This is a genomic window from Parazoarcus sp. PS-13 R2A (assembly GCF_057621855.1).
In genome coordinates this window covers 176,520-191,057 of sequence record NZ_JBYEXN010000002.1, presented here as the reverse complement: position 1 = coordinate 191,057, position 14,538 = coordinate 176,520, and the positions used below count along the sequence as shown (strand labels likewise).

Below are 14,538 nucleotides of genomic sequence, written 5' to 3'. Positions count from 1 at the left end.
CACCCGTACAGCCCCAAGACGCACCCAATGGAAACCCAGCCAACCCTTACATTCCCAGTCATCCGTGGTCTGCAAGCGCGCCGTGAATACTTCGTAGCCATGTGGTCACTGCGCATGCTTAGGCAGATCTCGATCTTCGACGAGGACGAGCTACCGCCCGAGCTCCGTGCGCAACGCACACTGAACAAGGCTCGCATTCCCGAGATTTCCGGCTATATCCTGGACAACCCGGACGACTATGTCTTCTCGGCCCTCACGGTCTCGATTGATTCGAACGTCGTATTTGAACCGCTACCCGGGCAGGACAAGCTCGGCCTACTGAGGGTTCCGATGGATGCGCGCTTCATCATTAACGACGGTCAGCACCGACGAGCAGCCATCATCGAAGCACTCGAACAGCACCCCGAGTTGGGGCACGAAACAATTGCCGTTGTGTTCTTCCTTGATATCGGCCTTGAACGCTGCCAGCAGATGTTCGCGGACCTTAACAGACACGCGATTCGGCCTAGTCGTTCGCTCGGCCTCCTGTATGACCATCGCAACGACAAAGCCCGCCTGGCGAAACTCGTCGTTATGAAGTCCGACTTCTTCCGAGACATCGTTGACATGGAAAAGTCGTCACTCGCCAAGCGCTCACGTAAACTTTTCACACTTTCGGCTTTTCACAACGCCTGTGCTGACCTCATAAACGGGCTCGCAACGGGCGATCTTGCAGAAGACGCCAATCTAGCCCGCACTTTTTGGGAAGCCGTCTCAGAGCAGTTCCCGGCATGGAAACAGGTGCTTGAAGGACGCCTGCCCGCAAGTGAGGTACGCGAGGGCTACATCCACTCTCACGGGATCGCCCTACAAGCTTTGGGACTAGCGGGAAATACACTCCTTAAAAATCAACCAAAAGACTGGAAGAAGCGGCTCGAGTCACTGCAGAAAATCGATTGGTCGCGAGGCAACACAAAACTATGGGAAGGCCGCGCGATGATCGGCGGAAAGATCTCGAAAGTTACAACCAACGTCATTCTCACCACCAACGTCATCAAGAAGGCGCTTTCAGTTCCCCTGGATAGCGAACAGCTGAGAGTCGAAACAGCGCATGGCAGGTGAACGTCATAGACGGCGTCCAACATCACACTGAATTCATACCATGACCAAACAAACAGTACCCACCCAGAAACAGACTACCGAGTCGCCCAGAGTTATCCCGATACAGCCTTCTACTTCCTCACCGCAGGCTCAGCAGACAAAACGCCCCTCAGCATTTAGTGCGCTTGGTTTTCAAGCGACTATCGCCCAGCTGGAGGACGAGATCCGCGCCCTTTACACGGCAGACGAAGTGCCATGGATCATTGGTTATTCGGGTGGAAAGGATTCGACAGCTACGCTTCAGCTTGTCTGGTCCGCTGTCGCGGGACTGCCTGAAGAGGAGCGCCACAAGGCCGTTCACGTCATATCCACAGATACATTAGTCGAAAACCCTATTGTGGCAGCATGGGTTGGCAATTCTTTGGAGATCATGAAACGCTCTGCCAATGCGCAGAATGTGCCTTTCGTACCACATCGGCTAACGCCAAAAGTCACTGAATCATTCTGGGTTAACTTGATCGGTCGCGGCTATCCCGCTCCTCGCCACAAATTTCGGTGGTGCACGGAGCGCTTAAAGATCCGACCGTCCAATAAGTTTATTAATGGGATCGTGTCGAGCAGTGGCGAAGCTATTCTAGTCTTGGGAACGCGAAAAGCCGAGAGTACACGCAGAGCCGCAAACATGGCTAAACATGAAAAAGGGCGCGAGCGCGATAGGCTAAGCCCAAACTCGAGCCTACCCGGTTCACTTGTTTATACCCCCGTAGAAGACTGGACTAATGACGATGTCTGGTTCTATCTAATGCAGGCAAAAAATCCGTGGGGATACAACAACCGAGACCTATTGGGAATGTATGCCGGTGCGTCTGCGGACGGCGAATGTCCACTAGTTGTTGACGACTCAACACCAAGTTGCGGCGATTCACGCTTTGGTTGTTGGGTTTGCACTTTGGTTGAGCAAGACAAATCGATGACGGCCATGATCCAGAACGACTCTGAAAAAGAGTGGATGATGCCCTTGCTCGACCTCCGTAATGCACTTGACTTCAGAAGTGGGGGCACCGGCCCGGACGATCATGAGGGATCTGATCGACACCTCCGAGACTTCCGCCGCATGACCGGAGCGGTCCAGGTCATGGCAGGTGGCCGCCCGATACCAGGCCCCTACACTCAAGAGTCTCGGGGGAAATGGTTGAGCAGGCTGCTACAAGCTCAGGCACATATCCGGCGAAACGGGCCAACGGATGTCCAGAAGATTGAGCTCATCACCCTGGATGAATTGCAGGAAATCCGTCGGATCTGGGTGATGGACAAGCATGAACTGGAGGATTGCTTGCCGCGGATCTACGAAGAGGCCACCGACGAGAAGTATCCTGGCCGGCCACTCGATGACAATCTTGTGCTCGGCGAGTCGGAGATGCGCGAACTTGCGAGCTTGTGCGAAGGGGACAGGCTTCATTACGAACTCACTCGCGAGCTCCTTAGCCTGACTTTGCAACAACGCTCGAGTGGTCGCCGCGCCAAACTCAACGAAAAGCTTGAAAAGGCCTTTGCTCGCCATTTCTATGACGACAAAGAAGACGCTTTGGCGCGCGCGCAAGCGCTTGCAGATGAACGAAAACGCAGAAGCGATGAGCGTGAAGGCCGCATGGCTACCGAAACCGTGGATGCGGGGCCACAGAGATGATTCTGGACTCCATCGCAATCGAAAGTTTCGGCGCCTACGGCGGCCTCCAAGAGGCGACACTTACCCCAGAGGAGGGCAAGCCCATCATTCTCTTTGGTGGCATGAACGGTGGCGGCAAGACAACACTGCTCGACGCCATCCAGTTGGCATTCTATGGCAGCAAGGCAAAGCTATCGAACCGTAACCGTCTCAGTTACCGGGAATACCTCCGCCAGAGTATTCATCGAGGAAGCGATCCTGGAGAAGGCGCAAGCATCACACTTCGGTTCCGTCGAATGATGGAAGGCGAAACGCGCAATTTTGAATTGCAACGGTCCTGGCGCGAGGGCGTTAAGGGTATCGAAGAAACTGTTCGCGTCCGGCGTGACGGTAAGCTCGATGATGTGTTTACCGACCACTGGGATGAGGCAATCGAAGCCTACCTACCAAGCGGTATTTCCCACCTGTTCTTCTTCGACGGCGAGCAGGTCAAGGAACTGGCTGAAGGCGGCCATGCTGCGGAAATTCTGGGAACAGCGGTTCATTCCCTGCTTGGGCTCGATCTCGTCGACCGGCTGGAAACAGATCTCAAGGCGTTCGAGCGCCGTAAGAGAGCAGAGGGGCTCGACCCCGAAACTGCCCATAAGTTGAACCAGGTTCGTGGAGAACTCAAACATGTCGACGACGCCCAAGAGCAGGCACTCATGCAAGAAGGCGCCCTGGTAAACGAGGCCGGTCGCCTAGGCAAAGAACTTCGGCAAGCGGAGGACCGGTTTCGAGCTGAGGGCGGCGAGCTCTTCTTGCGTCGCCAGGAACTCGACGCCAGCCTCCTCAAATTCAAAGCTGAAAGGGATGCGCTCGAAGGACAGATGCGCGAGCTTGTCGCTGGCCCACTCCCCTTCCTGATGGTCGATAGCCTGTTGCGCGAGGCGGAGCAACAATCACGCCACGAAAACGATGTTCGCCGCGCACGCCTGCTAATTGACGCGCTCGAAGCGCGCGACGATGAGCTTATCGCCACCTTACGCCGAGAGTCGATTACACCAGCTCTGCTCAAAATAATTGACCAGACCCTGCGCACTGACCGGACGAACCGCATCGGCCTCGCTCAAGAGCCCTTACTACTGGATGCAGGCGAAGATCTAGCCCTACACATCGCTCACCTACGAGCGACCGTTTTACCAACAGCGGAAGAGCAAGCGCAAAACCTCGTAAGCAAACTCGCTGCCGTGGAAGAGAATATCGCACGTCAAGAAGGAGAAATCGAACGTATCCCCACGGAGGATCGCATTGCGAACCTTCAAACCGCGCTTGACCAAGCACGCGCCGCGCACCAAGCCAAGCTAGCGGAACTGGAAGCCGTGCGACTAAGCATTAGCGCCCTGCAAACCCAACGAGCGGTGGTTGAGAGCAAGTTGGACAAACTGAGTGAGCATGATATCGACGCACGCTTCGCAGATGACGACCGGCGGCGCATGCTCAAACACTCAAACAAAGTGCGAGATACACTCACCAAGTTCCGCTCACGTGTTGTCCGTAACCACATAACCCGCATGGAAGCGCTCATGCTTGAGTCTTTCCAGAACCTCCTGCGTAAAAATGACTTGGTAACCGGCCTGAGTATTAACCCCGCCACATTTGAGCCGACCTTGACTGGACGTGACGGCAAGGCGCTGCCGATAGAGCGGCTCTCCGCCGGTGAGCGCCAGCTCTTGGCCACTTCCATGCTCTGGGGACTGGCCCGTGCTTCCGGCCGCCCGGTTCCTACCATCATCGATACGCCGCTGGGTCGGCTCGACTCATCCCATCGAAAGCATCTGGTGGAGCGCTATTTCCCGAATGCCTCGCATCAGGTTCTGCTGCTTTCGACCGACGAAGAAATCGTGGGGAAGTACTACGATTCCATCAAGCCTTACACCACCCGCACCTACCTCCTTGCACACAACGAGCAAGCAGGGCAAACGACTATTGAATCGGGGTATTTCATCAAATGAAACCACCTGTTGATCACGTTCGCATCAGCACGAAGGCAAAAGAGATTTTGATTCGGGTGAAGAAGCGGACCGGTTTAGAGCACTGGAACGAAATCTGCAGAATCGCTTACTGCCGTTCGCTTGCTAACCCTATCCCGCCGACTAACACGCTTTCGCATGGCAATACCGCGATTGATATTGAGTGGAAGACTTTCGCTGGCCCGTTCCAAAACGAACTCATCGCGACAACCTTGGTTAGAGCAGCAAAGGACAAAATCGATCTACAGAGCAAAGAGTCTGTCGCCAATTACTTTCGCGCTCATCTCGAGCGAGGGATTGCCAGCCTGCAGAACATCAGAAGTCTCTCAGAGCTGGCAATAGCGAACGCGCCAAAGTCAGATCATTAGGTCAAGATCTGGCTTCTCTGTCACCTTCTGGGATTGGCTTTCAATAAACGCGAGAAGCCCGTCCAAGTCAATCGGGCGCTCCTTGAAAAACTCTTTAAGAATGCCTAATCCGCCGTTTGCATACTCCTGAAAGATAACAATCCTATTGTCTTCGGCATCCGCCGTTCCAGACAAGGACTCTGACCTTTGCGTCTCAGCCAATGACATCAAGTAGGCGACGCCCGGCCAGGCCGGGCAATTTCCAAACGTCCCTTGGTCGATCCCCTTTCCGGTATCAACCGTTGTCAAAGGGTCCCTCCTGCCGTTAGCCATCCCCACCTGAGCCGCAAACAGAAGCAGCTTCCATATTTCACGAAACGCACCCACCTGCTCGCTTGTTAACGCCTTGATGATCTCTTCTTTATCGGAGGCACGATGAACTCTCTTCATACCCGCAGCAGCGGATTTCTTCTGAGCGACTTTGGACATGTTCGGCGTCCCTAATATTTTGTAATTTTCCTCTCCCTCGATCTCGAAAAGGACTAGATCCGAAGAATCGACTCGATCAACACCGTTCGTATGACGTCGAATTGTTGTCCTTAAGACATGCTCTGGAGTCGGGGTATTGAATGAGTAAAAATCATTCTCCAAAACGACGCGGTAAATCTCCTCTACCGAGGCCGGCCTTCCAATTAATCGCAACGCCCTCTGAGCAGCTTCAAGAATTGTAGTTTCAGCGTTCATAGCTCCCTGACCTCGGTAAATTCATCATCAGGCATCGGGAAATATTGCTGGATGGCCTGGCCGTTTACCACGAGTTCGGGATTAGCGCGCTCCGGAATGGTCGGACCGTGATAGGCTAAGTAATAACGTTTACCCACGCGCCCGGTTTCATTCATAGCGCGCTCGACCTGCCCGTTATATTGCTCCGGACTGACCAGCAAAAGCACCTGTGGCGCTAGCTCAGGAATATTCCGCGCCACGCCATCCCTGAAAATACTCAGCGACCCAAACGGCGAGTCAATCGCCACGGGATAAGCTGACCCCGCCAGATCTCGAAGGATGGTTGGGATCTCTGAGCGGCGCTTAGCCAGGGCGACCAAGCTGGCGATAAATACCAGCGAAGTCACGGTACGCTCACCGGTACTCAGCGCTGCGTCAATCTCGGTCTCATCGCCGTCACTGCCAGCCACGCGCTTACGAATGCGTAGGGTGTAGTTCTCGGTGAGTTCGGCCCAATAATCCTTCGCCATGATCTTGCGAAAGTGGTTATCGATTTCATCGTTTAGCAACGGCCGCAGATCCTCTGTTTCAGCCTTCAGGATGTTCTCGAGGATTTCAGCACAATCCTCGACCGCGTCGACCCGCCGCTGCGCCCTCGCTGCCGCCTCTTCTTTGTCGCCAATCTGTCGAATCTGGTTCTCCAGCGCAACCTTCGCTTCTTTAGTAGCCTCGCTCTGTAGTTCAATCCGACCGAGCGCCGAGTTCTGCGCGTCGCGATCGAGCTGAAGCGACTTGCGTTTCTCTTCTAGGTGTTTGACCTCCTCGTCATCCTTGCCTCCTAGAATTTGGTGGATCTCTTCAATTTCTTCATCCCGCTCACGAATGTCCCGAAGGAGCTCCAGCCGCTCCATGTTCAGTTGCCGCAGTTGGACATGCGTCTGGCTCGCGACCCCTTGGATCAATCCAATTGCGTGGTCCAAGGCGCCGACGGCGTTGTTAAAATCCTGATCCCCCGCAATTGTCAGTAGACTCTCAACGGCCTCGCGCTCGGGCGTCCCCTCTCCAAGATGCCGTTTACAGATGCACTTGCCGCTGTCGATCAACTCCTGCAGGAAGGTATTCAGCACCCGCGCGGGGATCTTCCCCTCGCTGCGAAGTCTGGCAACGATTTCCTGTCCGCGCTTGATAAGCCCCGAAGTGAAGAGCGTATAGCCATCGTCCGCTATGAGTTTGCCTAGGCGTCGCGCCACTTCGTCGCGCCTGCCTATCAACTCGTCACGTTCGTTGGTGAGCCGAATCCGCTTATTCTGGAGCTCGTGAGCCTTCTGGTTAGCGGCAAGCTTCGCATCTACTATTTCGAGCTCTGCAGCAATAGCGCCGAGATTCCCTAGCGTTTGCGTCCGCTTGCCGACAAGCTCAGTGGCTTCGGCTTCCAGGCCCGCTAACCGCTCAATGAGCTCTCGTTTCTCCTCACTGGTGGACTCTTTTTGCTCACTGCGCAACTTGCCGCGAACATTCGGGTGGCGCAGGTCGTCGATCGTTGTGCGCACCAACTTCAACCCGAGCATCTGATGAATGGCCTCAGTCACCTGAGAGCTGTTCCTCTCTTCAGCGAGATAATTGATGCGCTCTCCGTTGAAGAACAGGAAACCACTGATGCCGTCCGGCACAATGGCTTGGATGCGTTGTTGCGGCCGATCGAGTGAAAACGTCTGACCATCCTTCATCACCACGAGCGTTAGACTTGCTTTTCCAGCGTCCAGCCGCTGCTGGGCTAGAGTGAGCTGCCGCGTCAGGATGTAGCGGTCGTTGTCGTGCTTAAACGCGAGTTCAACCGTAGCGGCTACCGCGCTCGGATCCTTGGCACGATACGCCAGTCCCTCGTGCAAGATGCTGTCCGGTTTCTCGAAGTCATCCTTCAGGCCGTCCTTCCCGTAAAGCACCCAAAGCAGCGCCTTAAGCAAAGTGGTCTTTCCGAAGCCGTTCTCCGCATGAACAATTGTGACGTTACGATCCCGTAAGTCCGAAAAGACGATCTCCTGCCGCCCCTTAAACTGGCGAAAGTTCTCAATAACCAGTCGCTCAAGAATCATTTTATAATCCGCTTGATATGATCATACAGGCGCTGATGGATGTCGCTACGCCGCCTGAGGTGCATGACATCTCGCTCTTCTTTTAGAACATCGCGTATTAGGTTTTGATATTCTGGCGTTGCGCTCTTAAATATCTCCTGAGCACGTGTCAATTTGTTCTTCATGGATCCTCCAGTCAGCGGCAAGAAATCTTCTTCGGAAACATCAGATCCGAGAAAGAAGTTCATCTCTAATCTTTGCAATTCTTTCTGAGCCGATATCTGGGCTGCTATTTTTTTCCAACAACGATTGATCATCCATGTTTTTATTCTGATACTTCGTAGCTTGCACTGACATAAGCCAATAACAGTATGGGTGCTTCAAGTGGGTGTTTCCACCAATATAATTTGCATAGATCCCGCCAGCACTCAGCTTTGTTGAACAGGACGTGGCCTTGGCCACTCTGTTTTGATTTGTTGGCAGCGGTGAGAAATTCCTCAACGTTTCCCCATCAAGCCCCCCAGGCGCCTGGAGATCCAAAAGAGACGCAGGAATCAAATGGTCAACATGAAACTCCGTGGAAAGCCTGCCGAATTTTAGCGGGTTATATGCATCACCCATTTTTTGCTTGTGCGGAAGAAGCATTGCGTTAAAAATTCGGGCAGCTTTCTTCTTATCAATTTTGTTAAGGTGTGTATCAAGCCATTGCACGTCTAACGAATTTGAAATTCCAATCCCCAAATAAGCCACACTTATCGCATCGGCCAAACTAGCGAGAGACCCGCCAAACCCACCAGAAATAATATTTTCCAAGTACTCTGTAGTACGGCCGACGCTTCCATCGAGAATTAGGCGGTAACATAGAATAAGATAAGAATGAAGCTCCTGATCGCACCCTACGCCACCAGTAAAAAACGATGGGCTCGTTTTCGAACCGTGCAAGAAATCAGTGTAGTAATAAGCAAACACGGTACTAACTGGAAGCTTTCCACACTCAAATATCTCCCTTAGATATTCATTTCCCAGAGAGCCTTCAAATTTATCGACAAAATCTAAAAACTGGTCTACATCAGCTTTTGACAATGCCGTACCCCATGATGCAAAAAGCCTGTTTCCCGCGTTTTTTTCAATCGCCTTTATTGCAGCATTAACAAAAGGTAGAAAATGTTGTTTTGGCTTCTGGTCAACAGTAAGCGTCTCTGTAAAGTCATTCTCAATAGACTCTATTTCAGCCTCGCTCCAATCTGCGGACGTCGCCTTTTCGAGAATGTGTGCCCTCAACAAGTCGACGGGGCCAAGATCCACTCGAACCGTATTAATACCAATGAACGTATTAAGTAATTCAGTGCGCTGAAAATTGAAATAAATATCAAGTGCAAGTTGCCGCGCGACAAAAGTCGGCACAATTACATCTGCGAGGATCTTCCCTCGCCCTGCGGCCAGCTCCTCCTGAATATATTCATCTATTTCATTTCGAAGAATTGCGTATTGATCCCTGATTGCCTGCCTGGGATGCGCCAGAAACTCTTTATCATTATGTTGATAAATTGCAGAAAATGGGACAACTCGTGCAGCAAGGGCCACGAAATAATGTGCATCACCAGGCCTGTTTGGTGCTGGCGATAGAACTTGATCGTGCAGCACAGCCAGAAGGGCTGTGCCGACGGCTAAGCGCTGGAGACCATCAACGAGAACTAGATAATTCTGTTGATTTTGTGGAAGATTCGGAAACTGTTGTTGATTTCTATTAAACTGAGAAAGAATCGCATTACCAAGGAGAATCGAGGTTGATTGTAGTAGTTCTTTTACATTATCTATATTCCAGGAAATTCCACGTTGAAACCTTGGTATATCAATCCAGTTTAACTGTTGTCCAGGCGCTGCCAGTGCCTCGACATGAGGTGACGGCACTCCAGAATATGGAATCAATAAGTAATTGCAAATGTATTCATAAAAGTTTGGCGTTGGACCACTTCGCTGTATAGCCATTTCGCGTATCCCCCTAATTTGCCAGCAAGTTGTACTTAATTCTTAGATGTTTTAAGTGATGAAGTGCCTCCGGCCCGTTCTCAGCCATCCGGCAGAATTCCACGATGCGACTCAACTCCTTCTGGAAAAAATTGCGCTCCATGTTGAAGCCAGAGTCGTCGAGCTTGCCGCCGAGATCAGGTGGGCCAACGAAGAAATCATAAATAATGGCGCGGCTCTTCCCCGGAGCGTTGCGGAGCAAACGCCCACGGCGCTGGATGAATTGGCGCGGGTTGGTGGAGCTGGCCAGTAGGAAACCCATGCGCAGCTCGGGCAAGTCGATGCCCTCGTCCAGGCAGCGGATGGCGACGACACCATCCAGAAAGCCGCTGCTCAGGTCGCGGAGGATCTCTTCTCTCTCCTGAGCTGTCTCGCGAAAGGTGAAGTTGCGGACCCGCAAGCCGTGCTTTTCGCCGAGAAGTCTGGAAACGGCCTGGATCTGACGGGCTTCTTCGTCAGTGATGGCGTCGGTCGTTCTACCGTCGCCGCAATAGAAGATCGCCCTTGTCGGTTTTTCCGGCATCGCGGCAATGATCTGATCAAGGGCGCTGAGCTTGTTGACCGCGCCACCCAGCAAGCGAGCCCGCTTTATCAGTAAGCTCATCGCCGCCTTCTCGATGTCATCGTCCACGTCTCGCCCGGGGAAAAACTTTGCGAGCTTGGCCGTGATCTCCTCGTAGAGTTCGGTCTCTTCGTCTGTGAGCTCAACCGGTATCGGATGATAGCGATAGTTGCAGAGGCGTCCATCAGTGATCGCTTGTGTCAGCGAATACTCGAAGACAATGCCTCCGAAATAATTGAGTACAACTGAGGTACCGATGGGGTCGTGGTGCCGTTCCGGCGTGGCCGACAGACCAAGGCGCATGGTTATGCCATCGAGGAGAACATCCTTGATCCGCTGGGCGCCCAGGTTGTGAACTTCGTCAGCGATAAGCAAATGATGAACAAATCCGGATGCCACCCTGGGCCGCAGACGCGCTTGGAATGCCTCACTCATGTAGGTGGCGTTGGTTGTCACCACAGCCATCACGCTGGACATACCAACACCCATCCGCTGGTAGCCTTCTTCTAATTGCGCCTGCCAGCGATCACGCCCTTCGAAACAAGGGATGGGCTGTATCCCAAATGCAGCAATCTCGCGCATCCACTGCTTGCACAGGTTGATGTAGGGGCAGACGATGAGCAGCGCCAGTGGTGTGTTCTTTTCCGCAACCTTGCTGGCAAGCGTCAAGGCTGTGAGCGTCTTTCCCGAGCCCGTCGCCATGGCAAAGATGCCTTTTCCTCTCGCCTTGCTCCATGCGCGGATTGCATCTGCCTGATAAGGCCGTAGCTGAAAACCATCCGGCGGGACAAATGGATTGTTCGAAGCAGGCTCTTTCGCAACGTGTCGGTTCATGCCTGCCGGGGGACGCTCGGGATCTCGATAGCGTTCGAGCAGGTCGCGGCTGACCGCAGAAAAATCGAGCACTTGGAGGCCGCGCGTCGAATCGGCCCAGAGCGCTTCGAAGTCGTCGATCTTTGACTGAACTCGACCTTCGCCGTCCTTCCAGGAACAGAAGACTTCAACGCTCTCGAAGTTCTCGATGAGACCGCCAGCGGTTTCGTTCGATGACCCCGAAAAGCTGACGTGGTTGTCTGCAGAGTCGGTAAAGATCCCAATCTTCTCGTGGTAAAGCCCACGGCTGTAGGTACCGTTTTTATCGAGCCTCAGTGCAATCTTTACCTCGAGCTTTCCACTCGCAGCTAACCAAGCGAGTGCATTGAGCCGATCTTTAATCAATGCGTCTTCTATATCTGCAAGGCTTCTTGAGGCAATCGCCCGAAGCGCCCCCATCGGCTCGGCTGCCGCGGCCTGCAGTGCTTCAACATCGTCTGGCTCAAGGTGCGGAGACACGACCAAGCGCATCTTGCCACCCCGCGACGCAAGGCTGGCCACACCGCGCGAGGCCAGCGCAAGGCCTGCGCTCGTAAAGTAGCCTGCTGCGCGCCGGTAAAGAAGCGAGTGCTCCAGGCACGGAACGAAGAAGCCTTGGACTAAATCGTCGCGACCGGTTCGGTACGATAGGTTGAGGGAAAGCTCGGGTAATGTTATCGCCATGTAGGACGGGTAACCGATTAAAGTGAGCTCAGCACAATGCACTTCGGTTTGGCACCGTAATGAACTATTGAAAAGATTGATCGAGGATACATCAATGGTCTCTATTCATGCACCTGTCACAGATCATTGAATATCCTGTGGGTGCAATGTGGCTCGGATTGGGGCACAGCCCAGGCTCACCTGGTGAGCTCGTTACACTACGCGATCTCGGTCCTCACCTGCCTGACATGGCTGCACTCACCCCGCCAGCGGAAACCCTCGCAATTGCATTCGAGATGTCCGGCATGGCCGAAAGTGACGCGATAGCGCTTGTCCGGGTTGCGCGAACTGGGGAACTCCCACATGCCGGTGTCCGCGAGCGGTGACTCCACCGGAACCTTGGCAAGGTTGCGCCCAAGCGCCTCGATGCGCGCGGCCGTATCACTCGTCACGCTGAGCGCTTTGGCCTCCTGCAGCAGCGCCGGCGCAAGCGCAGCCAGTCCCGCCTGGACCTCGGCCAACAGGCTTGCGTCCGGTGGGAGGTCCGCTTCAATGGCATTCACGAGGTCGAGTTTGGCCTTCATCAAGTTGGCGATGAAGCCATCGAGTGTGGCGTCGGCAAAGAAGTACTCCACCGTCACCTGCTCGGTTTGGCCGAGGCGATAGGCGCGGTCCTCGGCCTGGAGATGGTTCGCAGGCACCCAGTCGAGATCCTGGAAGATCACGTGGGTTGCCGCGGTGAGCGTGATACCGACCCCACCTGCGATCAGGTTGCACAAAGCCACTCGCACCGTCGGATCAGTCTGGAAGCGCTCGACCGCAGCATGCCGCGCCTCGACGCTATCTGAGCCGGTAATCGTGACCGCCGTTTCGCCGAGTTTCTCACGGTGCCGCTCGATCCCCTGCTGAAAGCAGCAAAACACCACGACTTTACGCCCGCTCTCCAGTACGTCGGCGATGCGCTCTGCCACTGCCGCATGCTTGGCGCGGTGCAGCGCCATTCGAACTTTCGTCAGTCGCGCGAGAAAGGCGCGATCGTTAGGCCGGGCCGCATCCGCAGCGGCGAACCACTCGAGAAAGCCGCGGTGGCTGCGCGCCGGCGCACCGTCGATCGACACCGGCACCCAACTGCGGATTTTTTCAGGCAGATCGAGCACCTCCTCCTTCTTGCGCCTGAGCATCACCTCCTTCATCAGAAGGTTCAACTCATCGAGGTTGGAGGCTCCGCCGGTCACCCAGCCATAGTCATTGCGATATGCGTCGCAGTAACGCTTCGCAAACGACAGAAAACTGCGTGCTGCAGGGTGACCCACCGCGCGCAGCAGATTGAACAGGTCACGCGGACGGTTGGTGAGTGGCGTGCCGGTCAGCAGGTAGACCTGCATCGGTGCATAGGACCGATCTCCTTTACCGTCCACGCCAAGAAGTCGCAGACAGTGCGCACTGCGTCTGCTGGTGTTCTTGATGAAGTGGGCCTCGTCGAGCACGACGCCCGACCAGGGCACCTCCTGAAGACGATCGGCGTGCCGCGCCAGCAGATCGTAGTTGAGGATCACCCAGCGCGGCGCCACACAGCCGTGGCCGGCAACGCCCAGCACCTCGATCGCGGCATCCGGCTCAACCGCTCTAATCTCGCGCGCCCAGTTGAGCTTGAGCGAGGCCGGGCACACGATGAGGATGCAGCCTTCGGGTACCGCGAGCTTCATCGCAACGATGGCCTGGCGGGTTTTGCCAAGCCCCATGTCGTCACCGAGGATCGCGCGACCCTTTCGCATCAAAAATGAGACGCCCTCGCGTTGATGCGGATAGAGCCCGAATGCGTCACAGGGGATGGGGCCAACGGTGGCGCACGCAGAAGAATTTAAAGTCATCATGACACTCCTCTTTAGCGGCTTCGCCAACAGGGCGGGGGCCGCAATCCGGACACAAATCCCCCCGGCCAGAACAACAAACAACGCGCGACCGTGGTTGGCCAGACCACTGCGCATGAACGCTCACTCGCTGCGGAAAAGCGCCTGAAGCGAGGCTTCGACCATGTTGCTCAGCGTCACCTGCTGGATCGCCTCCAGATCGTCCAGGCCCTCATCGTGGGCATAAATCGGGCGGGCAAGAATCTGTTCGGCATATCGTTCGATAGAGCGCAGCATTGCAGCCTTGTAGTCGGGATCGACGGGCAATCCTGCGACGTCGCGACGGAGTTTTTCGAGTCGGTCCATGCTCAGGCGCTCCCGTGCAGGGGCAGCAAGTCCTGAGCATCAGACCGCACACCCGCACGGATCTGCGCCGAGCGCGCCTGCGCTGTATCGCGAACACCGCCCTGCCCGGTGCGACCGGATGGTGCGTGGTCGCGGGATACGACTTTGAAAGGAAGAGGGATAAACGTGCCCAGCGCCTCAGCGCCGAGATGATGGGCATCGGCCCAGTCGGTATTGACCATCGTGCTTCTCCTGCCCCCATTGAACCGGCGTAACCGGCCTCGCGGGGGCGAAGAGGCGGAGACGCTTTAGCCGGAATTTGTTATCCGCCCCGGCAA

Annotated in this window: 12 protein-coding genes; 4 read left to right on the top strand and 8 right to left on the bottom strand. The window is 54.8% G+C overall.

The window, feature by feature from the left end; translation table 11 throughout:
* Window positions 1-27: 27 nt before the first annotated feature.
* From dndB to dndE, 4 genes are read left to right on the top strand one after another with little or no spacing between them, the layout of a single operon-like run.
* Window positions 28-1,101: a DNA sulfur modification protein DndB gene (gene dndB, locus AC22G6_RS02815; RefSeq protein ID WP_487365527.1), complete on the top strand. Its 1,074-nt coding sequence runs from the start codon at window positions 28-30 to the stop codon at window positions 1,099-1,101.
* Window positions 1,102-1,141: 40 nt separating this feature from the next.
* Window positions 1,142-2,767: a DNA phosphorothioation system sulfurtransferase DndC gene (gene dndC, locus AC22G6_RS02810; protein ID WP_487365526.1), complete on the top strand. Its 1,626-nt coding sequence runs from the start codon at window positions 1,142-1,144 to the stop codon at window positions 2,765-2,767.
* The gene (dndD, locus tag AC22G6_RS02805) at window positions 2,764-4,740 is read left to right on the top strand and encodes a DNA sulfur modification protein DndD (RefSeq protein WP_487365525.1); all 1,977 of its coding nucleotides are present in this window, start codon (window positions 2,764-2,766) and stop codon (window positions 4,738-4,740) included. The genes dndC and dndD overlap by 4 nt, the downstream gene beginning before the upstream one ends.
* Window positions 4,737-5,126, top strand: coding sequence for a DNA sulfur modification protein DndE (gene dndE / locus AC22G6_RS02800; protein ID WP_487365524.1), 390 nt, complete (start codon window positions 4,737-4,739; stop codon window positions 5,124-5,126). Before dndD ends, dndE begins: the two co-directional genes overlap by 4 nt.
* Here the strand turns inward: dndE and AC22G6_RS02795 are convergent.
* The 8 genes from AC22G6_RS02795 to AC22G6_RS02760 all read right to left on the bottom strand — a co-directional run bounded on the left by AC22G6_RS02795 (window position 5,115) and on the right by AC22G6_RS02760 (window position 14,442).
* On the bottom strand, window positions 5,115-5,849 hold the full coding sequence (locus tag AC22G6_RS02795) for a DNA phosphorothioation-associated protein 4 (RefSeq protein WP_487365523.1): 735 nt from the start codon (window positions 5,847-5,849) through the stop codon (window positions 5,115-5,117). The two genes, dndE and AC22G6_RS02795, sit on opposite strands and share 12 nt — an antisense overlap.
* The gene (locus AC22G6_RS02790; RefSeq protein WP_487365522.1) at window positions 5,846-7,921 is read right to left on the bottom strand and encodes an AAA family ATPase; all 2,076 of its coding nucleotides are present in this window, start codon (window positions 7,919-7,921) and stop codon (window positions 5,846-5,848) included. The genes AC22G6_RS02795 and AC22G6_RS02790 overlap by 4 nt, the downstream gene beginning before the upstream one ends.
* The gene (locus tag AC22G6_RS02785; RefSeq protein ID WP_487365521.1) at window positions 7,918-8,148 is read right to left on the bottom strand and encodes a hypothetical protein; all 231 of its coding nucleotides are present in this window, start codon (window positions 8,146-8,148) and stop codon (window positions 7,918-7,920) included. Before AC22G6_RS02785 ends, AC22G6_RS02790 begins: the two co-directional genes overlap by 4 nt.
* Window positions 8,126-9,889 carry a GmrSD restriction endonuclease domain-containing protein gene (locus tag AC22G6_RS02780; RefSeq protein ID WP_487365520.1) on the bottom strand — a complete coding sequence of 588 codons (1,764 nt, stop codon included), beginning with the start codon at window positions 9,887-9,889 and terminating at the stop codon, window positions 8,126-8,128. Before AC22G6_RS02780 ends, AC22G6_RS02785 begins: the two co-directional genes overlap by 23 nt.
* A 13-nt stretch (window positions 9,890-9,902) precedes the next feature.
* Window positions 9,903-12,026, bottom strand: a complete 2,124-nt coding sequence (locus AC22G6_RS02775) for a DNA phosphorothioation system restriction enzyme (protein ID WP_487365519.1) — start codon at window positions 12,024-12,026, stop codon at window positions 9,903-9,905.
* A gap of 197 nt (window positions 12,027-12,223) precedes the next feature.
* Window positions 12,224-13,876 (bottom strand): DEAD/DEAH box helicase, encoded by a 1,653-nt coding sequence (locus AC22G6_RS02770; RefSeq protein WP_487365518.1) that lies wholly within the window; start codon window positions 13,874-13,876, stop codon window positions 12,224-12,226.
* A 123-nt stretch (window positions 13,877-13,999) separates the two neighbouring features.
* Window positions 14,000-14,221 (bottom strand): hypothetical protein, encoded by a 222-nt coding sequence (locus AC22G6_RS02765; RefSeq protein ID WP_487365517.1) that lies wholly within the window; start codon window positions 14,219-14,221, stop codon window positions 14,000-14,002.
* Window positions 14,222-14,223: 2 nt separating this feature from the next.
* Window positions 14,224-14,442 carry a hypothetical protein gene (locus AC22G6_RS02760; RefSeq protein WP_487365516.1) on the bottom strand — a complete coding sequence of 73 codons (219 nt, stop codon included), beginning with the start codon at window positions 14,440-14,442 and terminating at the stop codon, window positions 14,224-14,226.
* Between the last annotated feature and the right edge of the window lie 96 nt (window positions 14,443-14,538).